We start from the raw sequence: 25,241 nt of genomic DNA, 5'->3' as shown, positions 1-25,241 counted from the left end.
TCTTATTCCTTGTCGAGACGACCTACCAGTGATAATTCGAAATTGGCGCCCATGTACTTGAAATGCGGACGCACCGCCATCGATACCTGATACCAGCCCGGATCCCCTTCAACGTCAGCTACCTGGATCGAAGCCGCACGCAGGGGTCGACGGCTGCGCACGTCGGCAGGCGGATTCTCCTGGTCGGCTACGTACTGACGTATCCAGTTATTGAGCTCCCGCTCCAGGTCCTGACGCTCCTTCCAGGAGCCGATCTGCTCTCGCTGCAACACCTTGATGTAGTGAGCCAGGCGATTAATGATGAACATGTAAGGCAATTGCGTGCCGAGTTTGAAGTTGGTTTCGGCTTCCTTGCCTTCCGGCGTGTTTGGAAAAACCTTCGGCTTCTGCACCGAATTGGCAGAGAAAAATGCAGCGTTGTCGCTCCCCTTCCGCATCGTCAGGGCAATAAACCCTTCATCCGCCATCTCGTATTCGCGGCGATCCGTAATCAGGACTTCGGTGGGAATCTTTGCCTGTAACTGGCCCAGGGCTTCATAGGTGTGCACGGGCAGGTTTTCGACGGCTCCGCCGCTTTGTGGCCCGATGATATTGGGACACCAGCGATACTTGGCGAAGCTGTCGGTCAGACGTTCAGCCAAGAGGTAGGCGGTATTCCCCCACAAATAGTCTTCGTGGCTCTCATTGACGCTTTCACGATAATTGAAGCTCTTGACCGGATTCTCGACGGGGTCATAAGGCGTCCGGAGCAAAAACCGCGGCGCCGTCAGCCCCAGATAGCGGGCATCCTCGGATTCGCGGAGACTACGCCAACGGGCGTACTTGGGCCCTTCGAAAATCGCCTTGAAGTCCTTGATGTTGGGCAATTCCTCGAAACTGTCGATGCCAAAGAAGCTGGGCGCCACCGACGAGATGAAAGGCGCATGCGCCATGGCGCCGATGGATGCCGTATACTGCAGCAGCTTGATATCCGGTGTAGACGGCGAGAAGTCGTAATGGCCGATGATGCCGGCAACCGGCTCCCCTCCGAACTGCCCATACCCCGACGCATAGACATGCTGGAAAAGACCGCTCTGCCCAAGTTCCGGCGCAAACTCGAAGTCTTCGAGCAACTCGGTTTTCGTGGCGTGCAGCACATCAAGCTTGATGTTTTCCCGGAAATCGGTGCGATCCACCAAGAGCTTCAAGCCGCGCCAAGCAGACTCCAGTTGCTGAAATGATTCATCATGAAGTATCTCATCGACCTGCGTGCCAATCTTCCGATCGAGTTCGACGATCATCTGATCTACCAACCCTTTATCCACCCTGGGAGCGGCCTGGTCGTCATTCAGCAGTTCCGCAATGAACGCCGCGACGCCATGCTTGGCCACATCATAGCCATCATCGGCGGGCGCCATGCGCGTCTGCGCCATTACCTGATCAAGGAGGGAGTCTTCGACTTCAGTGTTCGCTGACTGTTGCTGCTGTTGAGATGTATCGGTCATGAGGGGGCCTCGAATTCCGTTCTAGGCAATTGATCAAGCATCGTTTCCATCGCGGCTGTCGAGCATTTCCAGCTCGGCCAGCAACTGCTGACGCTCCTCACTGTTTTCGAGCAACTTCTGCAAGCGGTCACGAAAGGCCGGCACATTGCCCAACGGCCCCTTGAGCGCGACCAAAGCCTCCCGTAACTCGACCAGTTTGCGCAATTCGGGAACCTGCCTGGCGACACTGTCCGGTGAGAAATCGTCCAGGGAAGAGAATTTCAGATCGACGGCGAGATCCGTTGCCTCGTCGGCCTCATCGAGCCTGTTGGGAACAGAAGCCTGCAACTCCAGGCCGGCCTCTCGAATCACGGACTGGAAATTGTTCTTGTCTACAGACACCGCCTGGCGATCCTCAAGAGGCGTTTCTTCTTCACCTCCCTTGAAATCCCCGACGACCAGCAACTTGAGTGGGAGCTCCGTTTCGGCCTGTTGATCCCCTGTCGCCGGAACATACTTGATATTGATGCGCTCTCTGGGCGCTACGGTGCCGTCCTTTGCCATGCCTAAATCCCCTGCAGAATAGCGAACGCGAATTGAGTCGTATGAGCCAACGAAGCGCTCTACTTACGTCAGCGCGGCGGGAGAATAGCAATTTCTGTTATCAGCAAAAGGGGGGGGGTCAAGCACGTTTGGCGGGATGGCAGCCACTGTCCGGAACAGGAACATTGCCGCAAAAGAGCAGTAATTTCGCCGAAAAAGCGATAATTACCCAGGTTCTATGTCGAATATCAAAACCAATGACTACGCGAGGGAAACGCAGGATTACATTATTTGTAGGCAATTTCCTACATTAACAAAATAAGATATCTCACCCACATCGAAGAGATTTCTTTCGCCACGACTAGCGACGGCCTGCTTTTCTGGCCAGCAAACGTGCCATTGCTGCCGTCGGCTGTTCCAGCTTGTGGTGGGCTCGGCTGGCGGCATAACTGGCATTGAATGTATCGAAATAGTCATCCAGGGTATCGGCCGCATCCACATCTCCATTCTGGCGCAGTAACTCCGCCGCGACTTCCGCCGTACAGAGATGTGATGGCGATGCCGGCTTTCGCAGGCGATACCGTGTCTGTTTCTGCGTCTCCAGCGGCAATATCGGCAACCGGTCGAGATAGGAGCTTCGCCGGAAGATGCGCCGTGCCTGTCGCCACGTTCCATCCAGAATGATGAAAACGGGAATCAAGCCCGCCGACTTGGCATCCTCGACAGCGTCTTGGCCAACGATACGATCGGCGTAATCCGAATGGTCATCCGGAAAGATGATGAACGGCGCAAAACCGGGCTGATCCAGCAGTGCAAGCAGTTGCTCATCCGGAAACGTTCGATACCAGGTAAAAACGCGTGTTTCGGCCAGCACGTCACCGATAAGCCGACCGGTATTGGTCGGCTTGTAATGCTCGAGCGGATGCGTCAACAGCCAGATGCGAGCCTGGCTGTCGGCACTCGTTCGATAGGAACATAGGCAATTGAGCTGCGGAAGCCGACAGTCAGTACAGCGTTCGACGAAACTGCCCCGCGCCTTGAATTCCCGGCGTGGCGGCTGGGATATCGACGCCCCCTTCTCCGCTCCGGGCTGCATCTCATCGGACATGACGATTCAACGGGCCGCGACAGCCTCCACATCGGATTCATCGACGGGACGTCGCTTCCAGTACCCGGCCAGCAACGAGCCTGACACATTGTGCCATACAGAGAACAACGCACCGGGAAGCGCAGCGGTTGCCGTAAAGAACTGATTTGCCAGAGCGACCGCCAGACCGGAATTCTGCATGCCGACTTCAATGGCCACGGTGCGTGCGGTACGCCGATCAAAACCGCATAAACGGGAAATACCATAACCGCCCCCTAGCCCGATGAGATTGTGGGCAATGACGGCCAGCGCGACCACCGGCCCCAGGCTTGCCAGATTATCGACATTGAGACCGACCACGATGGCAATGATCAGAACGATAGCCGCCATGGCCAGGGTCGCTAACGCCGGCTCGACACGACGAATCCGACTGGCCAGAAAATGATGGACGACGACGCCGATGGCAATGGGGGCAATCACGAGTTTGGCGATACTCAACAGCATCCCCCAGACAGGCACATTGACGACCTGTCCTACCAGTAACCAGGCAATCAACGGCGTGGCGGCCACCGAGGCCAGTGTGGATACCAGTGTCATGGAGACCGACAGCGCCACTCTCCCACCGGCCAACCAGGTCATGACATTGGAGGCCGTGCCGCCAGCCGTGGCACCGACCAGCACCATGCCTGTCGTCAACTCCGTGGACAGTCCCATGGCGACCGAGACCCCCAACGCCGCCAAGGGCATCACGACGAACTGTAGAAGCACGCCCACGCCTACTGGTAGCGGCGCTCGCAAGACTCCCAGAAAATCGTCCTTCGACAACGTCAGCCCCATGGCAAACATGATCAGAGCCAGTAGCGTCTGAATCTCTCCGGCCAGACCGGTAAACCAGGCAGGCTGCATGACGGCAATGATGGCGAACAGAATCGCCCACAGGGGAAACAGTCGGTTGAGACGCTCGAAGAGTAGCATGGCGTGTCCTTGCTGGAATTCAACTATGATCGGTGATGCCCTGCGGAGGCATACATTATCGGCGAAGGCATATTATGCCTGAACCGCCCCCATTTCGGGCACCCATGACCACGACGATACGATTCTCGAAGGTGATGGACACGACGATATATAGGTGACATTCCCGCCATGAGCGGCGACAATGCAACGCTTATGGACGACTCTCTCGATCACGACGACTACGATTATCGTTTCGGTGGTATCCGACGCCTGTACGGTCAGCGAGCCGCGGACACCTTTCGTCATGCCCATGTGGTCGTGGCGGGTGTCGGTGGCGTGGGAAGCTGGGCGGCAGAAGCGCTGGCCCGTAGCGGCATCGGCAAATTGACGCTCATCGACCTGGATGACGTGTGCGTATCCAATGTCAACCGCCAGCTCCACGCCCTGGACGGGACTATCGGTCGCCCCAAAGTGGCCGTCCTGGCCGAACGCTGTCGGGCCATTGCACCACACATGCAGGTGGTGACCGACCTGGCATTCTTGACCCCGGGCAACCTCGCCGAACGGCTCCCCATCGATGCCGATCATGTCATCGACGCTATCGACAATGTCGCTGCAAAGGCCGCATTGATCGCCTGGTGCCGGCGACGCAAATTACCGATCACGGTCACCGGCGCCGCCGGTGGTCAGACCGATCCGACACGCATCAAGGTTGCCGACCTGGCCCGCACGCAACAAGATCCTTTACTGGCCAAGGTGCGTGCCCGACTGCGTCGAGACCATGGGTTTTCACGCAATCCCAAGCGTCGCTTTGATGTCGCCTGCGTCTATTCCGAGGAACAGTTGATCTATCCGGACAGCAGCGGGGACGTCTGCCGCCAGAAGCCCGGTGATGGCGAACCCACGAGACTCGACTGCGCTTCGGGAGTCGGAGCCGCCACATTCGTCACCGGCAGTTTCGGGTTCACCGCGGCCGCCCGGGCCATGGAACGATTGGCACGCCATGGCGTACGCCGCAGTGCACCGGCCGAGACCAGCCATACAGAGGAAAGGTCACATGGATAACGACACTCCCCATCCTGCACCAGGTATCTACCGGCACTACAAGGGAGGACGTTATGAGGTCATTGGTGTCGCCACGCACAGTGAAACCGAAGACCCATTAGTGGTCTACCGAGCACTTTACGGCGAATACGGTCTATGGGTACGGCCCCTGGCCATGTTCTGCGAAACCGTAGAGGTGCAGGGCGAACCGGTCGCCCGCTTCGCCCCGGAAGAGTCACGCAAGTAATGCCGCGACATTACTCGTTGCCGGCTTCCTGCATCTGACGCTGCAGATAGTTTTCGATTCCCACCTTGTCGATCAAGCCGAGTTCGGTCTCGATGTGATCGATGTGCTCCTCTTCATCGGCTAAGAGATCGCGTAACAGATCGCGGCTGACATAGTCCTGAACCTGCTCGCAATAGGCGATTGCCTCAATGTAATCTTTACGGCCATCATGCTCGATCTGGAGATCGCATTCGAGCATTTCACGCACATTCTCGCCAATATGCAACTTGCCGAGGTCCTGCAGGTTGGGCATACCTTCCAGGAACAGGATCCGATCGATCAACTTGTCGGCGTGCTGCATTTCCTCGATGGATTCATCGTACTCCCACTTGGCTAGCGCCTTGAGGCCCCAATCCTTGTACATCTTGGCATGCAGAAAATATTGATTGATGGCCACCAGTTCGTTACCGAGCGCGATATTGAGGTGTTCAATGACTTTGGCGTCACCTTTCATGAAACGTCTCCTGGGCTAAAGAGAGGAACCAACAGGAAATCACGAGCTAACACGGTGTTATCTCGTGAGTCTGTCCGGCCAGTATTGCCCAAGAAATAAGAAAAGTCTAATTGCGACAGCATCTTACATGGCAATGGTCGCAATTGAAAAGGATTGATAAATGCTAACGAAGAGCAACGCTATCAGCGGTTGATCGCACTCCGCTCACACCGCATAGGCGAGATCAGCCTCCGGAACGACTTCACGTGCAATGGCATCTCGGGCAATCGCCTTGCCTACGCAGGCACACTTGCCGCATTGACTGGAACAGCCGGTCACTTCGCGAACTTCACGCCAGCTCCGCGCACCATCGCTGACGGCCTCACGAATTTCCCGATCAGTAACCCCTTTGCACAGACATATGAACATGAGTGACCTCGCTTAGCATCGCAAGGACAAATGTAAATGATTCGCAGAGACTGTTGCAACCCCTAATCGCATACATTTTTGCCTGTCGCTGCTCTTCGCTTACGTCGCTTGGGCAATACGACCACCCGAGTGCCTGATGCCAGGTCCGGCCAGCTTCGCTTCTCTCCATCGAAAAGAATCCACCAGTAGCCCAAGCCGCAAGCCATAAAGGAGAGGCCCGCCACGAGAAACCGCGCTACGCTTTGCCCGATCCCGATGGGCTGCCCATCCACGGTCTGTACCCGAAGCCGCCAGGCCTGCATGCCCAGTGTCATGCCGCCATGCATCCAGAAATAAGCGAAAAAACCGAACGTCACCAGGAACAGCCCGCCGCGGAACCACGAGCTTTCGTTGGCTTCCCCTCCATTGAGCGCCACTCCGATGAAGCCCACCAGCATCCAGATGGCCAATAACAGCAGCGCATCGTAGATCATTGCTCCCAGGCGGCGTCCCAACCCTGCGGGCCAGGTATTATCAAGATCAGTAAAGCGTCGAGACATGGTGAATTCCCGTTGGTTCGACGAGCTAGCCGGAACGTCTCAGCAGATAGATCCCCAGCATGAAACACAGCAGCGTCGGACCGAGAACGGCCCAGGCCGGAGAAAAGCCGAAGACAGTCGACGCTGGTGCCAGCAAGTCCTGTAGATACTTGAAGCACAAGCCGGTAACCACGCCGTAGAAGACCCGTGTACCAGCCGCCACGGTGCGCAACGGACCGAACACGAACGATGCGGCGACCAAGACCAGCGATGCCATGGTCAACGGCAACAACATGCGTTGCCAGAAATAGAGCAGCGGTTGTGTCGCCTGCTGATCCTGGGCTTCGAGATAATGAGCATAGGCCCACAATTCGCTGGGGGCCTGGCTTTCGATATCCTGAAGCAGACGGGACAGTTGCTCGGGTGTCAGTTCGGTATCCCACGCTCGAGTATCATACCGGTCGGCTTCGGTACGTCCCTCCTCGAAGCGAGTGACGGCGACATTCTCGAGTTGCCAATGGTCTTCCCGCCAAACGGCACGTGCCGCCGAAGTGGCCTCTTTCAGCTGCTGGCCATCGAAGCGATACCGAGTCAGATCCAGAACCGTATCATCGGCGCGGATGGCGCCAAAGCGATAAAAGCTATTCCCCTCGCGCTGCCAGCCGCCACGCTCGGTAACGACGGCCCCCTCGCCCTGCATTTGCTCCACACGCCAGGCGGTCGCGAACTGTTCGGTGCGAGGACTCACGTACTCGGCGATCAGCAGTAAAACAATCACCACCAGTATCACCGGCTTCATGACACCCCACAAGATACGCAACAAGGAACGGCCGGCAGCACGAATGACCGTCAACTCATTACTGGATGCCATGCTGCCAAGTCCGATCAGCGAGCCGATCAACACGCCAACCGGCGCATACTGATACAGTCGCCAAGGCAGGCGCATCAGCAGGTAGAGAAGGACGTCGAACGCACTGTACCCCCCCTCCACGTCACTGAGATCATTGATGTAGGTGATCACCAGGTCGAGGCCGAGCAATACCACCTGCACGACGATGATGGCCCCCAGAACATTGCGTGCAATATACCGGTCTATGCGGTCGATGATCATCCGCTGATCCCCCTGGCCTGGGAACGACGTACCAGCACGATACCGATCAGCAGGAAGACGACATGAATCGGCCACATGCCTATCGCGCTCGGCATCGCTCCGCGAGCGATGGCATCCATCATCGTCAACAACAGGCTCAAATAGCTGACATGCAGAAAGATCGCCGGCAACAATTTGGCGAAGCGTCCCTGACGTGGATTGACCCTGGAAAGCGGCTGCGCGATCAAAGTCAGGATCAACACCATCAGCGGCATCGACAGACGCCATTGCAGTTGCGCATGCGCCTCATTGGTCCCGATACGCCACAGCATCGGCGTGGAGACATACTCTGGAGAGTCCAGGTCGGTATCCGCGTCGGCGCGCGACAATCGCACTGCATAAGTATCGAATTCCATGCGTTCTGCTTCAAAGCGGCCAGGGTCGACGCTGTAGCGTTCACCATCGGTCAGCACCAGAAAGCGACTGCCCGTGTCATCGTCCACCGTCTGATACCCTTCCGTGGCACGGGTCACGACACTCTCCGGCGTCCCATCATCTCGCGATTGACGCTCGCTGATGAACACTTGCTGCATGCGCGTCTGATCGTCATTGAAATCCTCGGTATACGCGGTTCGCCCATCTCCGAAATCCTGGAACCGTCCTGGTGTCAGGGCCGTGAAATCCAGCCGACTCTGCTGTTCCTGTATCAGGTTCTCGTTATGCAGTGCGCCGGCAGGTGTCAGCCAGAGACTGCAAATACCGACCAGGATCGCTACCAGTACCGCCGGCAGCAGGCTGACCTGCAACAGTCGATTGGGACTGGTGCCGCACGCCACCAATACGGTGATCTCGCTATTGAGATAGAGTTGCCCGTATGCCAACAGGATGCCCAGGAAAAATGCCAGAGGCAGGATGAGCTCGAGGAACCCCGGGAGGTGATAGAGCATCAGGGTACCGAGAATGCTGGCGGGGATTTCGCCCTCGGCGGCATTGCTGAAATAACGGATGAAACGACTACCCATGATGACCAGCAGCAATACTCCGGCCACGGCAGCCATGGTCAACAGTATCTCGCGGGTCAGGTAGCGAAATATGATCAAGGCAGTCTCCCGGTTGACGATTCCAATGTCGTTATCGCCGATGACCATGCAATGGCATCCGGCTTTGTCGTACACTGGAGCCATTCGACAGCGACAGTCAGCTGTCGGCATTATCCAGAATCCCCTAACGCTTGTCTTGTGGAGACGTCATGGAATTCTCTGTGCAGACGGCCAATCCGGCCAAGGTCGAGACGGCCTGTTTGGTGATCCCCGTGTTCAAGGATGGCGACTTGCTGCCTGCCGCCTCCAAGCTCGATGACGCCAGCGAACGCCTGATCGGCCAGTTGCTCGAACGCGAGGACTTCACTGCGACACTCGCCAACGTCCAGTTGATTCCCTTCGCTCCCGGACTGAATGCTGATCGTTTGTTGCTGGTCGGCCTCGGTGATCGGGACAAGTGCAACGAGGGCGGTTATCGCAAGGCGCTGGATGCCGCCTTAGGTAAACTGGCCGAGCTTTCCGTCGATGATGCGGCAGTGACCTTGACCGATGTCCCTGTTCCCGAGCGAGACAGCCTATGGAAAGCCCGCATGATCGCAGAAGCCACCCAACGTGGCATCTATCGCTTCAATGAATTCAAATCTACGCCTGCCCCCCTGCCCAAACTCGAGCGCGTGACACTGCTGGTCAGCGAAAACGAGGATGCCAACGCTGCCAAGGAGGGGGTTCGTATCGGCGAAGCTATCGGCAACGGCATCAACTTCACCCGCACGCTCGGCAATTTGCCCGGCAATGTCTGCACGCCTCGTTATCTGGCCGAGCAGGCAGAGCAGCTCGGCAAATCGTCAAAGGGCTCCCTGTCGGTCGAGGTTCTGGATGAGGAAGCCCTGGAAGCGCTCGGCGCCAACACACTACTCTCGGTGGGGCGGGGCAGCGAGGAGCCCTCGCGGCTGATCGTCATGCAATATCAGGGAGCAGACGATCCCGATGAAGCACCACATATTCTGGTTGGCAAAGGCATCACTTTCGATACCGGCGGCATTTCCCTCAAGCCCGGTGACGCCATGGACGAAATGAAATTCGACATGTGCGGTGCCGCCAGCGTCTTCGGTACCGTCAAGGCCGTGCTCGAGATCAAGCCCAGGATCAACCTGGTAGCGATCGTTGCCGCTGCGGAAAACATGCCGGACGGCCGCGCCACCAAACCGGGCGATATCATCAAGACACTCAAGGGGCTCTCGGTCGAGGTTCTCAATACCGATGCCGAAGGACGGCTGGTACTCAGTGACGCGCTCACCTATGCCGAACGCTTCGAACCCGCCAGCGTGATCGACATCGCTACACTGACCGGTGCCGCGATCATCGCGTTGGGGCATCACGCCACGGGACTGCTGTCCAATGATGACGACCTGGCACTCGACATTCTCGATGCCGGCGAGACGGCCTGGGATCGCGCCTGGCATCTGCCGCTCTGGGAGGAATACCAGGAGCAGCTCGACTCGAACTTCGCCGACCTGGCCAATATCGGCGGCCGTCCGGCCGGCACCATCACGGCGGGCTGTTTCCTGTCACGCTTCGCCGACAAGTTCCCCTGGGCGCATCTGGATATTGCCGGTACCGCCTGGCATTCCGGCAAGCAGAAAGGCGCTACCGGCCGCCCTGTCGGCCTGCTGACCCAATACCTGCTGGATCGTGAAACCGATGTCAGAGCCGAGAATGAGGGCTGACCCCAAACGCTGTTATCGTTACACTCGGCATCATGACAGACAAGCTGTCAGCTAGCCGGGCCGGGCCATTCAGTGGCCCGGCGTTTGCGTAGCGACATAGACAAGCCGTGTTCCAGGTTCTAGCGGAGACTGATTGCCGTGCCCACTGCCAAGTTCGATTTGTTGCCCTCTGCCAATCCCACGGCAGATGCCATCCGTAACGACATCCTCAGCAATCCCGGCTTTGGTCGCTACTTCAGCGATCATATGGTCCACGTGCGATGGACCGTAGACGCAGGGTGGCACGGCCATGAGGTACGTCCCTACGGCCCCTTGACGCTGGATCCGGCCTCCGCCGTGCTGCACTACGGTCAGGAGATATTCGAGGGGATCAAGGCATACCGTCACGCCGACGGCTCCGTCTGGACCTTCCGGCCCGAGAAGAATGCCGAGCGCTTCCGCCGCAGCGCCCGGCGACTGGCGCTGCCTGAACTCGATGACGAGACCTTTGTCGAGTCACTGCGCGCCCTTCTCGCCCAGGATCACGACTGGGTGCCAACGCCGTCCGGCGAGGCCGACGAATGCAGCCTTTATCTGCGCCCATTCATGGTCGCAAGCGAAGCGTTCCTCGGCGTTCGCCCGTCCCATGAGGTCGACTACTATGTCATCGCCTCTCCCGCTGCCGCCTATTTCAAGGGCGGTGTCGCTCCCGTTTCGATCTGGCTGTCATCGAACTACAAGCGCGCAGCGCCAGGCGGTACCGGCTACGCCAAGTGTGGCGGCAATTATGCCGCGTCGCTTGCAGCCCAGAAGGAAGCCGAGGCTCAAGGATGCGGTCAGGTTGCCTTCCTCGATGCGGCCGAAAACAAGTGGATCGAAGAACTCGGCGGCATGAACCTGTTCTTCGTTTACCACGACGGGCGCCTGGTGACCCCCAAGCTCACCGGCACCATTCTCGAAGGCGTGACACGTGACTCGGTGCTGGAACTGGCACGCGATGAGGGCCTGCAGCCCGAAGAGCGCCACATCAGCATCGATGAGTGGCGGGAAGGGGCCGCCTCTGGCGATATCACCGAAGTCTTTGCCTGTGGTACCGCCGCTGTCATCACGCCGGTGGGCGAGTTGGTTGGTGAAGATGAACGCATCCGCTGCACCGAAGGGGATAACCCTGTCGCCAGGCAACTGCGCAGTAAACTGCTCGATTTGCAGTATGGGCGTAGTGAAGACAAGCACGGCTGGCTGACTCGACTCGTTTAAGGTGCTAAATCGCGTCCATGACAAGAATCGACTTCTATATTCTGCCCGACACCACACTCGATGCACGGCTCGCCTTCGCCTGTCGTTTGACGGAAACCATCCATCGCAAAGGTTACCGTCTGCACCTGCATGCCGAAGACGAGGCCATGGCCCGCGAGTTGGACGAGCGCTTGTGGACCTACCGGCCGGACAGCTTCCTGCCACATGCACTGGTGGATGACGAACTGGGCAGCGATGTCCCCGTCACGATCGGTTGGCACTCTCCACCGGAGCCGGGCATCGATGCCATGCTCAACCTGCACCCCTCGATTCCCGAATGGTTCTCGCGTTTCGAGCGGGTCGCCGAAATCATCAACCAACACCAGTCAGTCCTGACGGCCAAACGTGAATGCTGGCAGACCTACAAGAAGCGTGGCTACCCGGTGACGCCGCATCACCTCGACGCCCAATCCTAGGGCCTGTTCGCACCACCATGACGCCCCGGGCGAATCCGCGCTATAATCGACTCCATTTTTCGTGACCCGAACCTCGGGCCGAATGTAGTCATCCTGCTTGCAGAGCCGCCATGTCCATGGAAAAAACGTATCAACCCGAACATATCGAAACGCGCTGGTATGAGCGCTGGGAAGCCGACAATCGGTTTGCGCCCTCCGGTGAGGGCGCGCCTTTCTCGATCATGATTCCACCACCCAATGTCACCGGTAGCCTGCACATGGGCCATGCGTTCCAGGACACCATCATGGACACCTTGATCCGCTGGAAACGCATGCAAGGTTACAACACCCTCTGGCAGGTCGGGACCGATCATGCCGGTATCGCCACCCAGATGCTGGTCGAGCGCAAGGTGGCGGCCGAAGAGGGAATGACGCGCCATGATCTCGGTCGCGAAGCCTTCATCGACAAGGTCTGGGAGTGGAAAAACGAATCGGGCGACCATATCACCCGACAACTACGTCGTATGGGCGCCAGCGTCGACTGGACGCGTGAACGCTTCACAATGGATGACGGCTTCTACAAAGCGGTTCAGGAAGTCTTCATTCGCCTCCATGACGAAGGACTCATCTATCGCGGCAAGCGACTGGTCAACTGGGACCCGACACTGCACACCGCGATTTCCGACCTGGAGGTCGAAAATCGCGACCAGCAGGGTCAATTCTGGCACTTCCGTTACCCACTGGCCGACGGCGTGACCACGGACGATGGCAAGTCTTACCTGGTCGTTGCCACGACGCGTCCCGAAACACTCCTCGGTGATACCGGCGTCGCCGTCAATCCCGAGGACCCACGTTATGCGTCCCTGGTCGGAAAATTCGTCGAACTGCCGTTAGTCGGTCGCCGTATTCCCATCGTTGCCGATGAACACGCCGATATGGAAAAGGGGTCGGGCTGTGTGAAGGTCACACCGGCGCATGACTTCAACGACTATGAGGTCGGCAAGCGCTGCAATCTGCCGCTACTCAATGTGTTCTCCCAGGATGCCAGTATCCTGTCGCAAGCCGAAGCGTTCGACTACCAGGGACGCCCGCTGACCGACATCGACCGCGACCTGCCCCGGAAATATGCCGGTCTCGACCGTTTTGCAGCGCGCGAGACACTGGTTGCCGACATGGAAGCAGCGGGCCTGCTGGATCAGGTAGAGACGATCAGCAACACCCTGCCTTACGGCGATCGCAGTGGCGACGTCATCGAACCCCTGTTGACCGATCAATGGTTCGTCGCCGTTGAAACACTGGCAAAACCATCGATCGAAGCCGTCGAGAAGGGCGACATCCAGTTCGTGCCCAAGAACTACGAAAACATGTACTTCGCCTGGATGCGCGACCTGCAGGACTGGTGTATCTCTCGTCAGTTGTGGTGGGGGCACCGTATTCCCGCCTGGTACGACGCAGAAGGCAATGTCTATGTTGCTAGCAGCGCCGAGGAAGCCCGCGACAAGTACGGTCTCGCCACCGACGTGGCCCTCACCCAGGACGATGACGTCCTCGATACCTGGTTCAGTTCCGGGCTGTGGACCTTCGCTACGCTCGGCTGGCCGGAACGCACGTCGGAGTTGGATACCTTCCATCCGACCAGCGTGCTGGTCACCGGTTTCGACATCATCTTCTTCTGGGTCGCGCGAATGATCATGCTGACCGGCAAGTTCATGGGCGAGGTGCCATTCAAAAAGGTCTATGTGCATGGCCTGGTACGTGATGCCCAGGGCCAGAAGATGTCCAAGTCGAAGGGTAATGTTCTCGACCCCATCGACTTGATCGATGGCATCGACATCGACAGCCTCGTCGCCAAGCGCACGGGCAACATGATGCAGCCGCAAAAGGCCAGACAGATCGAGAAGGCCACCCGGGACGAGTTTCCCGAGGGCATCGAGCCCCACGGCACCGACGCCTTGCGATATACCTTCCTGTCCCTGGCAACCACCGGCCGCGACATAAAATTCGATATGGGCCGCCTCGATGGTTACCGCAACTTCTGCAACAAGCTGTGGAATGCCTCGCGCTACGTGCTGATGAACGCCGAAGGGCAAGACTGCGGTACCGAAGGGGGCGATGTCGAGCTGTCGCTTGCCGACCGCTGGATCATCTCACGCCTGCAGCGGACCGAGAATCAGGTCACCAAGGCACTGGAGGAGTATCGTTTCGACCATGCCTCCCAGTCACTGTACGACTTCGTCTGGAACGAGTATTGCGACTGGTATCTGGAGCTGTCCAAGCCGGTACTCTGGGATGACAACGCCAGTGACGCCGCCAAACGAGGCACCCGACGGACACTGGTTCGAGTGCTCGAGACCACCCTGCGGCTCGCGCATCCCATGATGCCGTTCATCAGCGAAGAAATCTGGCAACGGGTCGCCCCCCTGGCCGGAAGAAGCCGTGGCGATGAGAGTGATTCGATCATGACCCAGCCATGGCCGGTTGCCGACAATGACCGGATCGATGAAACGGCAGAACGGGATATCGAATGGCTGCAAGGCGTTATTGTCGCCATACGCAACATCCGGGCCGAAATGAACCTGGCACCGGGCAAACCTCTGGATGTCCTGCTCAGCAAAGGTGATGGGGAAGATCGCCAACGCCTGGAAGACAATCGATTATTCCTTGCCAAGCTCGCGAAACTCGAGCGCATCGACTGGCTCGATTCCCCTGAGCAGGCACCGCTGTCAGCAACGCAGGTTGTCGGAGACCTGGAGGTGTTGGTACCGATGGCTGGGCTCATCGACAAGGACAGTGAACTGGCGCGCCTTGGCAAGGAAATCGAAAAGCAGGACAAAGTGATTCAGGGCATCGAGAAAAAATTGGCCAACGATAACTTTGTGGCCAAGGCGCCCGAGGCCGTCGTACAGAAGGAGAGGGACAAACTCGCCGACATTCAGGCATCCCGTCAGGTGCTCGCCGAGCAACGCGACAAGATCGCCGTGCTATAAGCGTCACGGGACGCTGACAAGACGACCGGGTGCATCCGCTCCCGGTCGTCTCATGTCGTGAGGTCAACGTCGCTCGAACCCACCTAACACGCGGCTATCACGGCCGAACAATACCAAGCGATCCCCATCGATCAGATAACGATAAGCGTTGTCCAGCAACTCGTCGACTCGTTCGGCCTGATCGGTATTGGGGCAGGCCCGGCGTGTCGATGTGAGATCCTCGACGCGAAAGCGATTGCCGTCATCCAGCTCGACCTCGCCCCGCAAGCGATTGCATCCGTTGCTGCCCGTCAGCCGAGTTTGCCCCCCTTCGTCGACGATCTCGATATAGGCCGTCTCGTCACTGCTCCAGTGCTCATCGGTACCCAGCAATATCAATTGCCAACGTGGCCCCACGACAGGGTCATCCCGTGACTCGCTTGTCGACGGCGATGGTTCACGCTCGGGAGCGGGTGCGCTGGCACACCCCGTCACCAGTGTTGCCAGCACAATAGCAAGGATCATCCCACGCGGACTCATTCCATTACCTCCCATCCTATGATGCGGCCTAGCGTAAGCGACCCGTTCTCATTTGACCAGACGCCTTGCCCGCCCGTGCATGGTAATATAACGTGCCTTGCTCACCAGCGGGCGTTTCATCAATGACTCAAGGAGCGAGGCATGCTCAAGGCTCTCCACAACGAAGCTCTCGGCAAACTGATACTGCGTCTGTCAGTTGGCGGTCTGATGCTACTACATGGCATCGCCAAACTGATGAACCCCGACAGTCTCAACGGCATCAGTCAGATGCTCGCTGCCCATGGCCTGCCGACGGTACTGGCCTACGGTGTGCTGATCGGCGAGGTATTGGCCCCGCTGATGGCCATCATCGGTTGGCAGACCCGGATTGCCGGCCTGCTGATGGCCGGCAATATGGTCGTGGCTCTGTTCCTGGCGCACAGCGATGAACTGTTCCTGCGCTCAGCCACTGGCGGCTGGGCCCTGGAACTCCAGGGCCTGTTCCTGTTCGGTGCCATTGCCATCATGTTCCTTGGCAGCGGCCGCATGGCCTATCGTCCGGACTGATCACCAGGTGCCGGTGTTTTCCATGGACGCCCACGGCTCTTTCGGGGGCTGGGGTTCACCGGCCTGGAGCAGTTCGACGGAAATCCCGTCGGGGCTTCTCACGAATGCCATATGACCATCGCGGGGCGGACGATTGATGGTGACGCCGTTCGCTTGAAGATGCTCGCAGAGGGCATAAATGTCTTCGACACGATAGGCCAAGTGGCCGAAGTTACGCCCACCGTTGTACTCCTCGGGATCCCAGTTCCAGGTAAGCTCGAGTTCCGGTGATTTATGCGCTTGCGAACGCTCGAGGTCATCGGGAGCGGCGAGGAACACCAGTGTAAAGCGTCCCTTCTCGCTCTCCTTGCGCCGGACCTCCTCGAGCCCCAACAAATCACAGTAGAAATGCAACGAAGCATCCAGATCACTCACTCGAACCATCGTGTGCAGATATTGCATGATTCCCTCCTAAACAAGGTTTCCGTCTACCGACTCCTACGGCATGATGCCTGTCATCGTGGCGTGTTTCGAATGTTCCTGCTGACTGTCGCCACCCCAGGAGAGACAACAATGGCCGATTACTGCGATTTGGCGCCCGGGCACCCCTTTCATGGACCCTATCACGATCAGGAGTACGGATTTCCGGTCGAGGACGACGATACGCTTTTCGAGCGCCTTGTTCTGGAAATCAATCAAGCCGGGCTGTCCTGGTTGACCGTCTTGAAAAAACGTATTGCCTTCCAGCAAGCCTTTGAAGACTTCGATGTGGCCCGAATCGCCAACTATGGCGATGACGAAAAACAGCGACTGTTAGCCGACGCGAGTATCATCCGCAACCGACGCAAGGTGGAGGCGGTTATCCATAATGCCAATGTCGTACTGGCCCTGCAGCAGGAGCATGGCAGTTTCCAGCAGTGGCTGGAGCATTACCACCCATTGCCGCTGGCCGACTGGACCAAGGTATTCAAACGCACATTTCGCTTCACCGGTCCGGAAATCGTCAATGAGTTTCTGATGAGCACCGGCTATCTACCCGGCGCCCACCGCGATGACTGTCCGGTACAGGCGCGTATACTGGCACACAATCCCCCTTGGGCTCGTTAAGTCGAGGCGCCTGCCGTTTTGCCGTCTCTCCGGGAAAGCGCCGACAACGAGTGGGAATCGATAGATAACAAGGAGGTCTCCACGTGGACTCGCTTACCCAGGCCGCATTAGGTGCTGGATTCGGCGGTATGGTACTCGGTCGTCGATTGGGACGTTCATCAGTGTTGATCGGCGCCGTGCTCGGCACCCTGCCTGATCTCGATGTCATCATCGACTACGGCGACGCAATTGCCGATTACACCTATCACCGTGGCTTCAGCCATTCGCTGTTCGTGCTGGGAGGACTGGCCACCCTGCTGGCCGCGATATCGGCCCGTTATGCCCCGATACGTGACATCAGTTTCCGTCAGTGGTGGCTGTTTTTCGGCCTCTGCCTACTGACCCATCCGCTGCTCGACGCATTCACGACCTATGGCACTCAGATCTGGTGGCCACTCGATACACCCCCCACGAGTTGGGCAACGATCTTCATCATCGATCCCATGTTCAGCTTACCGCTGCTGGCAACGATCATCATCGCCCTGCTCCGTGGCCACCCCCAGCGCATCATGACCTGGGGCGTCGCGCTGTCCTGTGGCTACCTCGCCTTTACACTGATTGCCAAGGGCGTGGTCGAGTCACGACTCGCCCCCATACTGACCGAGCATGAGCTCGATCAGTCTCCACGCCTGGTACAGCCAACCCCTTTCAATACGTTGCTGTGGCGAGCCACGATCATCGACGATGATCAGCACCACGAGGTCTTGATCGGGTTGCTCGATGGCGATACCTCGCCTTTACTGGAAACCTACTCCCGCGGCGCCGAGCTCGAAGATGATGCACTGTCCCTCGACGCCGGCGCGCGACTGGTGTGGTTCGCCGGCCCCTTTCTGCGCTACGAACAGCGTGAAATCGATGGCCACGAGACCCTCATCGCGACCGACCTGAGACTGGGCTTTCCAGGTTATCACCCGTTCAGTTTCGCACTGGCAGAAAACCATGATGGTAACTGGCAGGCCATCGATACCCGGCAGCTGGACACCCCTTCACGCCGTGACCGCCAGGCACTGACACGCTTGTGGCAACGTATCCTCAGTCCGGAGCCCCCGTTATGCACCAGTGATCTGGTCGATTCCCAGTGGCTTGTCGAGCGCCCCGAACGGTGCTGACTTCGTCAAGGTGCGATGCCCTGCCCGCAGCCCCGGTAGGTCCGATCATCCATCTCCAGGATCACCCGCACCGGAAAAGGCTGACCACTCATGTCGTCCCGACAGGCACGTGCCTGAAGCGATAACTCGAATGGCTCATCACTCCGGCCACTGGACAGCTCGACACGACCCGCTTCGTTATCCAGGGATTCGATACGATAAGGCAGGGTCAACTCGCGTTCACCATAGTCGAGCACCAACGTGAGTTCGGGTACATCATGTGCCAGCCGCACCGTCCAGCCCGGCTCATTGCCTCGGCCATGAAACATCACCCCGGGACGTTCAGCGCGAGTCAGGACATCACGAGACATGGCCGCTTCGCAGTCGAGCCGACCATTGTCACTTTCCACGACCGCCTCATCTCCCTTGTTCCAGAAACTGAGATCATCCTTGGCATAACGCGCCCCGCTGGCAACCACGGCGGGCTCGAGACGCTGGAATCCTTGCCCCGACCAGAGCCGCATCTCGTCCGTCGGGAATGCCGACACCAGGTCCTGGGCCGGGGAACAGTTCCAGGCCACGAACTCCTCCGCATCACCAGGGAAGAAAGCAGACGGCAGCAAGGGGGCTTGCTCGGTGACAGTGGGCTCCTCCCGCGCTTCCGGATTCTGGGGGGTAAGATCCCGGACACCGACCTCCGGCGTCGATGACCTTTCATCACTCGAGGTAGCGCATCCACCCAGCACCAGACTGGCTACCAGAAACCATGGAACGACATTGACAACAGTTGTTGACGGCATACGGGCTCCTTGCGACCAAAAAAAAGGGCTCTCCTTGAGCCCCTATAATAACAGGTACCGAGTGACATGCCCGGCACCTACGGACGCAGCAGGTGGTTTTTCGGCCATGCCCAATCAACCATGTCGCCGACGCAGCTCTCTGGCGGCTTCAACCATGTTGGCCAAGGCCGGCTCGACTTCGTCCCAAGCACGAGTTTTCAAGCCACAGTCAGGATTGACCCATAAGCGTTCGGCGGGAATCCGTTCTGCCGCCTTTTCCATGAGTTGCACCATCCATGACACCTCGGGAATATTCGGTGAATGGATGTCATAGACCCCCGGACCGATTTCATTCGGATACTGGAAGTCCTGGAATGCATCGAGCAGCTCCATGTCGGAACGTGACGTCTCGATGGTAATGACATCAGCATCCAGCGCGGCAATCGAATCGATGATGTCGTTGAATTCGGAGTAACACATATGGGTGTGGACCTGTGTCTCGCTGCGGGCTACCGAAGCCGATAACCGGAAACAGGTCACTGCCCAGTCCAGATACGACTGCCACTGTGCCTGACGAAGTGGCAGGCCTTCACGCAACGCGGGTTCATCGATCTGAACCGCCGGAATGCCGGCCGCCTCCAGGTCGGCGACTTCATCCCGCAATGCCAGAGCGATTTGCCGGCAGGTGGTTTCACGCGGTTGATCGTCACGCACGAATGACCATTGCAGAATGGTGACCGGCCCCGTCAGCATCCCTTTCATCGGCTTGTCGGTCTGGGCCTGGGCGAACTCACTCCAACGCACCGTCATCGATGCCGGACGGCTCACATCACCAAAAATGATCGGCGGTTTGACACAGCGTGAGCCGTAACTCTGCACCCAGCCATACTGTGTGAAGGCGAATCCTTCGAGCAGTTCACCGAAATACTCGACCATGTCATTGCGCTCGGCTTCGCCATGAACCAGCAGATCCAACCCGAGCGCCTCCTGACGGGCCACAGCATCAGCGATCTCCTCGCGCATGCGGGCTTCATAATCCTCACGACCGAGCTTGCCGACCTTGAAATCGCGTCTGGCGGTACGAATCTCGTTGGTCTGCGGGAAGGATCCGATGGTGGTGGTCGGAAACAGCGGGAGATCCAGAACACGGTGTTGTGCCTTGGCGCGCTCGGCATAGGGCGCCGGACGCTGAGCATCGGCTTCCCTGACCGCCTTGAGCCGCTCGGCAACCGCCACCTTGTGGATACGAGTTGACGAACGACGCGATTCCCATGCCTGGTTGGCCGCTTCCAGGCGTGCCTCGTCCTCACTGGTGGGCGCCTCATCGAGCAGATGCGACAGTGTGACGACCTCGTCCAGCTTCTGGCGAGCGAACGCCAGCCAACTCTTGAGCTCCCCGTCAAGCCTGGCCTCGGCGTCGAGGTCGACGGGCACATGCAGCAACGAACAACTTGGTGCCAGCCAAAGGCGCTCGCCCAGCCGAGACCGGGCATCGGCGAGGATGTCCCGTAGCGTCGCCAGATCCGCACGCCAGATATTGCGACCATCGATGGCGCCTACCGACAGCACCTTGTAGGCCGGCAAGTTATCGATCACCTTCGGCAACTGTTCCGGGTCGCGCGCGGCATCGATGTGCAGCCCATCGACCGGCAATCCCACAGCCAATTGCAGGTTATCGCCCAGCCCCCCGAAATAGGTGGCCACCAGACGTTTGACCGGCGCTGACTGTAACTGGTTATAAGCCGCTTCGAACGCTTGCTTCCAGTCCTGCGGCAGATCCTGGACCAGCGCCGGTTCATCGAGCTGGACCCACTCTACGCCTTGTTCCGAGAGCCGGGTCAGAATTTCGCCATAGACGGGCAGTATGGCATCGAGCAAGGACAAGCGATCGAGCCCTTCGTTCTTGGCCTTGCCCAACCAGAGCCAGGTCAGCGGCCCTAACAGGGAGACCTTGACTGGGTGACCGGCAGCCATCGCTTCATCGACCTCATCGAATAGACGCTCGGATGACAATCCAAACGATTGATCCGCATGTAGCTCAGGCACCAGGTAGTGATAATTGGTATCGAAATACTTGGTCATTTCACAGGCCGCAGCCGGTGTCCCGGTGGGCGCACGGCCACGAGCCATGCGGAAAGCGGTGTCGAGATCGACCTCTCCGTCATGGTGGCCGAATCTGGCAGGTACCGCACCCAGCAGTACGGACATATTCAATACTTGATCGTAGAATGCGAAATCACCGACCGTTACCCAGTCAAGACCCGCGTCACGTTGCGCTTTCCAGTGTCGGGCACGCAAATCCGCCCCCGCTTTTTCCAGCGCGTCACGATCGATCTCGCCTTTCCAATAGGCTTCGGTCGCCTTCTTGAGTTCGCGATTCGCGCCAATGCGCGGATAGCCGAGAGTATGGGACAACGTCATGATTATTCCTTTGCGTGAGGAACAGATACAATGAGGCGACAGTTCGCGTCGAATCATGGGCAGAGTCTCGCTGGCCTGACCAAGTGAATCAAACTAAATTAACTAATCATCAACTTGAGAACCACTCATAAAATATGCTCGAGTTACGCCATCTACGCACCCTGGTCGCTCTCCGGGACGCCGGCTCCCTGGTCGAGGCCGCCGAACGAGTCCATTTGACTCAGTCGGCGCTGTCTCACCAGCTCAAGGATCTGGAGGATCGTCTCGGCAACCCCTTGTTCCTGCGTAAAACGAGGCCGGTTGAGTTCACTCGCGCCGGGCAACGGTTACTGGCACTGGCGGAGCAGATCCTGCCCCAGGTACGCCTGGCCGAACGCGACCTGGCAAGACTCGCCGGCAACGAACAAGGTCGGCTGCACATGGCCATCGAATGTCATAGCTGCTTCCAGTGGTTAATGCCGACCATCGACGACTTCCGCAACCATTGGCCGGAAGTCGAGGTCGATATTCCCAGCGGCCATAACTTCGATCCGTTGCCCGCCTTGAGTCGGGAGCAACTCGACCTGGTGATCACTGCCGACCCCCAACCCATTGCCGGCATTCACTATGAGCCATTGTTCCGTTATGAGGGGCTGCTGGCCGTGGCCAAACGGCACCGACTAGCCGGCGCCTCGTATGTCACTCCCGACGAGTTGACCAATGAAACCTTGATCACCTATCCGGTCGAACATTCCCGACTGGATGTATTCAGCCAGTTTCTCGACCCGGCAGGCATTCGACCCAAGGAGGTCCGCACGGCGGAACTCACGCTAATGATGATGCAACTGGTGGCCAGCGGCCGTGGAGTCTGCGCCCTGCCCAACTGGGCACTGACGGAATATCTGGAGCGGGATTACGTTCGCGCCGTGGCACTGGGCGAAGACGGCATGTGGAGCACATTATTCGCCGCCGTCAGGGAGGAAAGCCGGGAACTGCCCTGGATGGATGATTTCCTGCGTACAGCCAGGGAAACCTCTTTCGCCGTGCTCGAGGGGATCAAGCCCGCATGACCGCTGTTCAGCCACGCGACACCTGCCCCTGAACCGGTAGCAGAAGACTGAAACGTGCTCCTCCCAGTTCCGGACTGTCGTCGACCAGCACGCTACCACCATGCCAGGCCATGATTTTCTGTACGATCGACAGGCCCAGGCCATAGCCACCGGAGCGTCGGGTCCGGCTGTCATCGAGACGGGCGAAAGGTTTGAACACCTCTGCACGATCGGCTTCCGGCACACCGGGGCCGTCATCCTCCACATCAATGCGTACCGCACGCTGATCGACCTGAAGACGGATCACGACACGTGAGCTGGCATGGCGACAGGCATTGGCCACCAGATTCTGTAACGCCCGTTGCAGATAGCGTGGCTCGGCCACGGCTTCTGCTTCTTGATCACCGGCAATACTGAGGGTGAGATGACCATGCAACCCTGCCAGCGCCTCGACGACCCGCTCGGCCATGGCCCGGCAGTCCAGCAATTCGGTATGCAGTACGATACCATGCGCTTGATCACTGCCCAGACGCGCATAGGTCAGAATTTCATCGATGAGATTATCGAGTTCATCGATATCATTATCGATGCCTTTGAGTTGGCGTTGCACGGCAGAATCATCGCTCATGTCTTCGACCATCTGCACGGCAAAACGGATGCGCGCTACCGGGGTGCGCAACTCATGCGAAACCGCGCGAATCATTTCCTGCTGAGCGCGCAATAGCGACTGGACTTGCGATGCCATGCCGTTGAAAGCCATGCCCAGCCGCCCGAGGAAATCGCCGCTCTCCACTTTGACACGGGTATCCAAATGCCCCCCGGCGATACGTGACGCCGCCTGCTCCAGACGGGCCATACGATCCTCGACACTGCGGATGATCAAATAGATCGTCCCGGTCAACACCACCAGCATAACCAGCAACAGCACCAGCAGTAGCGAGAGCGGCATGGGTTCAAAAGCATCAACCGGCCCGATCTGCAACCATTGATGTTCTGCGGATTCACCGGGTAACCGGGAATACAGCGACATACCACGACGTTCCGGAAGCAGACGGATGATGATGTCACCGTCATCAAGACGAGATAGCTGCCGTTCGTCGATATCCTCGGGCGGACTGTCATCGAGTTGTATCTCGAGGTCGTATTGTGACAGGGATTCCACGCGTTGCAGACGCTTCTTTTCATCGGCGCCGCTCAACCATTCGACGAAAATGGCTGTCAGCCCCCGGAGATGGCGTTCATTCAATCCACCCAATTCGGCAACCAGGACCGTATCGTCATCAGGCAGTCGTTTGCGGAGTTGCCAGCCATCCGACGGGCTGGTGTCGACCAGCACCTGGCCCTCGCGCAACCGTTCACGCCCGAAATAGCCAAGTGACAATGTTTCAGCGGACACCAATGCCAAATGAATGTCCAATTGCTCCGCCTGTTCGGTCAGCCACGACCGTCGCTCTTCAGCGGGCAACGCCGACAGTCGTTGTGCCAGCATCATCATGGGAGCCGTCGCCAGTTGCTGGCGATAGTGCTCGCGCCGCACCTGATCGACCAGTGTGAACCCCGCCAGCATCAGCAGTAACGTCACGACCAGAGCCAGCGCCATCAGCACATAAACACGCAGGAAGGTGCTCTCGGCAAAGAGACGACGAAACAGGCCGCTGATGGCGTCCATCAAGCATCCTTGACGAACAGATAGCCCTTGCTACGCACCGTCTTGATACGATGTGGCTGATTGGGATCGTCACCGATCTTGGGACGAATACGGGAAACGCGCACGTCGATGGAACGATCCTGGCCATCATATTTGATACCGCGCAATTGCGAGAAGATGTCTTCCCGCGTCAAGACATGGCCGGCATGACTGGCGAGGAGCCACAACAGGTCGAATTCCGCGCTGGTAAGATCGATACGTTCGTTTTCCAGCCACGCCTCGCGGGTCGCGCTGTCGATCACCAGGTTACCAAACGTCAACCGGACATCCCCGCTGCCATCACCGGGCTCGCTGCGCCGCATCAGTGCCCGCATACGCGCCAGAAGCACACGTGGCTGCACCGGCTTCGGCACATAATCATCGGCCCCCATCTCGAGACCGAGAACCTGGTCCATGTCATCGGTTCGCGCTGTCAGCATCAGAATCGGCCCGGCGTATTCGTGGCGGGCACGGCGACATATCGACAAACCATCCTCACCAGGCAGCATCAAGTCGAGGATCACCAGACTGGGCTGCAGTTCAATGATACGCTCGACACCACGCGCCCCATCCGCTTCCACCGTCACCTGAAAATCGTTCGATTCCAGGTAATCCTTGGTCAGGCTCGCCAAACGCTCGTCATCTTCGATGATGAGCACATGATCCCGGTCATTGCTACCCAAGCTATCATCCATCCTTTTGTGTCCATCCCTATTGCACATCAGTGGTTGACACCGACACAGAAAGTGACAATGTATCCGGCCAGTGCCTGGCGTC

The 25,241-nt window shown here is 58.3% G+C and carries 25 protein-coding genes; 10 read left to right on the top strand and 15 right to left on the bottom strand.

From position 1 onward, the window contains the following. Positions 1 to 2 precede the first annotated feature (2 nt). The 4 genes from tssC to BLW01_RS08995 form a co-directional block, all read right to left on the bottom strand. Positions 3 to 1,484 carry a type VI secretion system contractile sheath large subunit gene (gene tssC, locus BLW01_RS09010; protein ID WP_092569182.1) on the bottom strand — a complete coding sequence of 494 codons (1,482 nt, stop codon included), beginning with the start codon at positions 1,482 to 1,484 and terminating at the stop codon, positions 3 to 5. Between the two features lie 33 nt (positions 1,485 to 1,517). Next, the gene (tssB, locus tag BLW01_RS09005; RefSeq protein ID WP_092569181.1) at positions 1,518 to 2,027 is read right to left on the bottom strand and encodes a type VI secretion system contractile sheath small subunit; all 510 of its coding nucleotides are present in this window, start codon (positions 2,025 to 2,027) and stop codon (positions 1,518 to 1,520) included. Positions 2,028 to 2,367: 340 nt separating this feature from the next. Continuing rightward, the gene (locus BLW01_RS09000; protein WP_092569180.1) at positions 2,368 to 3,114 is read right to left on the bottom strand and encodes a tRNA-uridine aminocarboxypropyltransferase; all 747 of its coding nucleotides are present in this window, start codon (positions 3,112 to 3,114) and stop codon (positions 2,368 to 2,370) included. A 6-nt stretch (positions 3,115 to 3,120) separates the two neighbouring features. After that, entirely contained in the window at positions 3,121 to 4,068 is a 948-nt protein-coding gene (locus tag BLW01_RS08995; RefSeq protein WP_092569179.1) for a bile acid:sodium symporter family protein, read from the bottom strand. 168 nt (positions 4,069 to 4,236) lie between these two features. Here BLW01_RS08995 and tcdA point away from each other — a divergent pair, with 168 nt between their 5' ends. Then, the gene (gene tcdA, locus BLW01_RS08990; RefSeq protein WP_229806315.1) at positions 4,237 to 5,112 is read left to right on the top strand and encodes a tRNA cyclic N6-threonylcarbamoyladenosine(37) synthase TcdA; all 876 of its coding nucleotides are present in this window, start codon (positions 4,237 to 4,239) and stop codon (positions 5,110 to 5,112) included. Beyond that, positions 5,105 to 5,338 (top strand): DUF1653 domain-containing protein, encoded by a 234-nt coding sequence (locus tag BLW01_RS08985; RefSeq protein ID WP_092569177.1) that lies wholly within the window; start codon positions 5,105 to 5,107, stop codon positions 5,336 to 5,338. Before tcdA ends, BLW01_RS08985 begins: the two co-directional genes overlap by 8 nt. A gap of 10 nt (positions 5,339 to 5,348) precedes the next feature. On the opposite strand, the gene bfr is transcribed toward BLW01_RS08985, so the two are convergent. From bfr to lptF, 5 genes are all read right to left on the bottom strand, one after another. After that, positions 5,349 to 5,831 carry a bacterioferritin gene (gene bfr / locus BLW01_RS08980; RefSeq protein ID WP_092569176.1) on the bottom strand — a complete coding sequence of 161 codons (483 nt, stop codon included), beginning with the start codon at positions 5,829 to 5,831 and terminating at the stop codon, positions 5,349 to 5,351. Between the two features lie 204 nt (positions 5,832 to 6,035). Beyond that, positions 6,036 to 6,239 carry a (2Fe-2S)-binding protein gene (locus BLW01_RS08975; protein WP_092569175.1) on the bottom strand — a complete coding sequence of 68 codons (204 nt, stop codon included), beginning with the start codon at positions 6,237 to 6,239 and terminating at the stop codon, positions 6,036 to 6,038. A 62-nt stretch (positions 6,240 to 6,301) separates the two neighbouring features. After that, positions 6,302 to 6,778, bottom strand: a complete 477-nt coding sequence (locus BLW01_RS08970) for an RDD family protein (RefSeq protein WP_092569174.1) — start codon at positions 6,776 to 6,778, stop codon at positions 6,302 to 6,304. Positions 6,779 to 6,803: 25 nt separating this feature from the next. Next, entirely contained in the window at positions 6,804 to 7,868 is a 1,065-nt protein-coding gene (lptG, locus tag BLW01_RS08965) for an LPS export ABC transporter permease LptG (protein ID WP_092569173.1), read from the bottom strand. Then, positions 7,865 to 8,947: an LPS export ABC transporter permease LptF gene (gene lptF, locus BLW01_RS08960; protein WP_175529815.1), complete on the bottom strand. Its 1,083-nt coding sequence runs from the start codon at positions 8,945 to 8,947 to the stop codon at positions 7,865 to 7,867. Before lptF ends, lptG begins: the two co-directional genes overlap by 4 nt. Before the next feature lie 149 nt (positions 8,948 to 9,096). Here lptF and BLW01_RS08955 point away from each other — a divergent pair, with 149 nt between their 5' ends. The 4 genes from BLW01_RS08955 to BLW01_RS08940 all read left to right on the top strand — a co-directional run bounded on the left by BLW01_RS08955 (position 9,097) and on the right by BLW01_RS08940 (position 15,271). Then, positions 9,097 to 10,614: a leucyl aminopeptidase gene (locus BLW01_RS08955; RefSeq protein WP_092569171.1), complete on the top strand. Its 1,518-nt coding sequence runs from the start codon at positions 9,097 to 9,099 to the stop codon at positions 10,612 to 10,614. Positions 10,615 to 10,752: 138 nt separating this feature from the next. Continuing rightward, entirely contained in the window at positions 10,753 to 11,850 is a 1,098-nt protein-coding gene (locus BLW01_RS08950) for a branched-chain amino acid aminotransferase (protein ID WP_092569170.1), read from the top strand. 17 nt (positions 11,851 to 11,867) lie between these two features. After that, the gene (locus BLW01_RS08945) at positions 11,868 to 12,305 is read left to right on the top strand and encodes a DNA polymerase III subunit chi (RefSeq protein ID WP_092569169.1); all 438 of its coding nucleotides are present in this window, start codon (positions 11,868 to 11,870) and stop codon (positions 12,303 to 12,305) included. A gap of 116 nt (positions 12,306 to 12,421) precedes the next feature. After that, on the top strand, positions 12,422 to 15,271 hold the full coding sequence (locus BLW01_RS08940) for a valine--tRNA ligase (RefSeq protein ID WP_092569380.1): 2,850 nt from the start codon (positions 12,422 to 12,424) through the stop codon (positions 15,269 to 15,271). 63 nt (positions 15,272 to 15,334) lie between these two features. On the opposite strand, the gene BLW01_RS08935 is transcribed toward BLW01_RS08940, so the two are convergent. Further along, positions 15,335 to 15,790 (bottom strand): META domain-containing protein, encoded by a 456-nt coding sequence (locus BLW01_RS08935; RefSeq protein WP_092569168.1) that lies wholly within the window; start codon positions 15,788 to 15,790, stop codon positions 15,335 to 15,337. 141 nt (positions 15,791 to 15,931) lie between these two features. On the opposite strand from BLW01_RS08935, the gene BLW01_RS08930 reads away from it, so the two are divergent. Continuing rightward, positions 15,932 to 16,336, top strand: coding sequence for a DoxX family protein (locus tag BLW01_RS08930; RefSeq protein WP_092569167.1), 405 nt, complete (start codon positions 15,932 to 15,934; stop codon positions 16,334 to 16,336). On the opposite strand, the gene BLW01_RS08925 is transcribed toward BLW01_RS08930, so the two are convergent. Then, the gene (locus BLW01_RS08925) at positions 16,337 to 16,777 is read right to left on the bottom strand and encodes a VOC family protein (protein WP_092569166.1); all 441 of its coding nucleotides are present in this window, start codon (positions 16,775 to 16,777) and stop codon (positions 16,337 to 16,339) included. Positions 16,778 to 16,888: 111 nt separating this feature from the next. On the opposite strand from BLW01_RS08925, the gene BLW01_RS08920 reads away from it, so the two are divergent. After that, entirely contained in the window at positions 16,889 to 17,422 is a 534-nt protein-coding gene (locus tag BLW01_RS08920; RefSeq protein WP_092569165.1) for a DNA-3-methyladenine glycosylase I, read from the top strand. A gap of 83 nt (positions 17,423 to 17,505) precedes the next feature. Next, the gene (locus BLW01_RS08915) at positions 17,506 to 18,570 is read left to right on the top strand and encodes a metal-dependent hydrolase (RefSeq protein ID WP_092569164.1); all 1,065 of its coding nucleotides are present in this window, start codon (positions 17,506 to 17,508) and stop codon (positions 18,568 to 18,570) included. Positions 18,571 to 18,575: 5 nt separating this feature from the next. On the opposite strand, the gene BLW01_RS08910 is transcribed toward BLW01_RS08915, so the two are convergent. Beyond that, positions 18,576 to 19,349 (bottom strand): MliC family protein, encoded by a 774-nt coding sequence (locus tag BLW01_RS08910; protein WP_092569163.1) that lies wholly within the window; start codon positions 19,347 to 19,349, stop codon positions 18,576 to 18,578. 114 nt (positions 19,350 to 19,463) lie between these two features. Further along, a complete protein-coding gene (gene metE, locus BLW01_RS08905) occupies positions 19,464 to 21,749 on the bottom strand; it encodes a 5-methyltetrahydropteroyltriglutamate--homocysteine S-methyltransferase (protein WP_092569162.1) in 2,286 nt (761 codons plus the stop codon). Between the two features lie 134 nt (positions 21,750 to 21,883). Here metE and BLW01_RS08900 point away from each other — a divergent pair, with 134 nt between their 5' ends. Further along, entirely contained in the window at positions 21,884 to 22,798 is a 915-nt protein-coding gene (locus tag BLW01_RS08900; protein ID WP_092569161.1) for a LysR family transcriptional regulator, read from the top strand. A 7-nt stretch (positions 22,799 to 22,805) separates the two neighbouring features. Here the strand turns inward: BLW01_RS08900 and BLW01_RS08895 are convergent, their stop codons facing one another. Then, a complete protein-coding gene (locus tag BLW01_RS08895) occupies positions 22,806 to 24,446 on the bottom strand; it encodes an ATP-binding protein (RefSeq protein WP_092569160.1) in 1,641 nt (546 codons plus the stop codon). Next, positions 24,446 to 25,159: a winged helix-turn-helix domain-containing protein gene (locus BLW01_RS08890; RefSeq protein WP_092569159.1), complete on the bottom strand. Its 714-nt coding sequence runs from the start codon at positions 25,157 to 25,159 to the stop codon at positions 24,446 to 24,448. Before BLW01_RS08890 ends, BLW01_RS08895 begins: the two co-directional genes overlap by 1 nt. Positions 25,160 to 25,241: the final 82 nt, after the last annotated feature.

This window comes from Aidingimonas halophila (assembly GCF_900106955.1).
GTDB classification, from domain to species: Bacteria; Pseudomonadota; Gammaproteobacteria; order Pseudomonadales; family Halomonadaceae; genus Aidingimonas; species Aidingimonas halophila.
The sequence above is the reverse complement of the archived record's forward strand: the minus strand, read 5'-3'. Positions and strand labels throughout refer to the sequence as shown.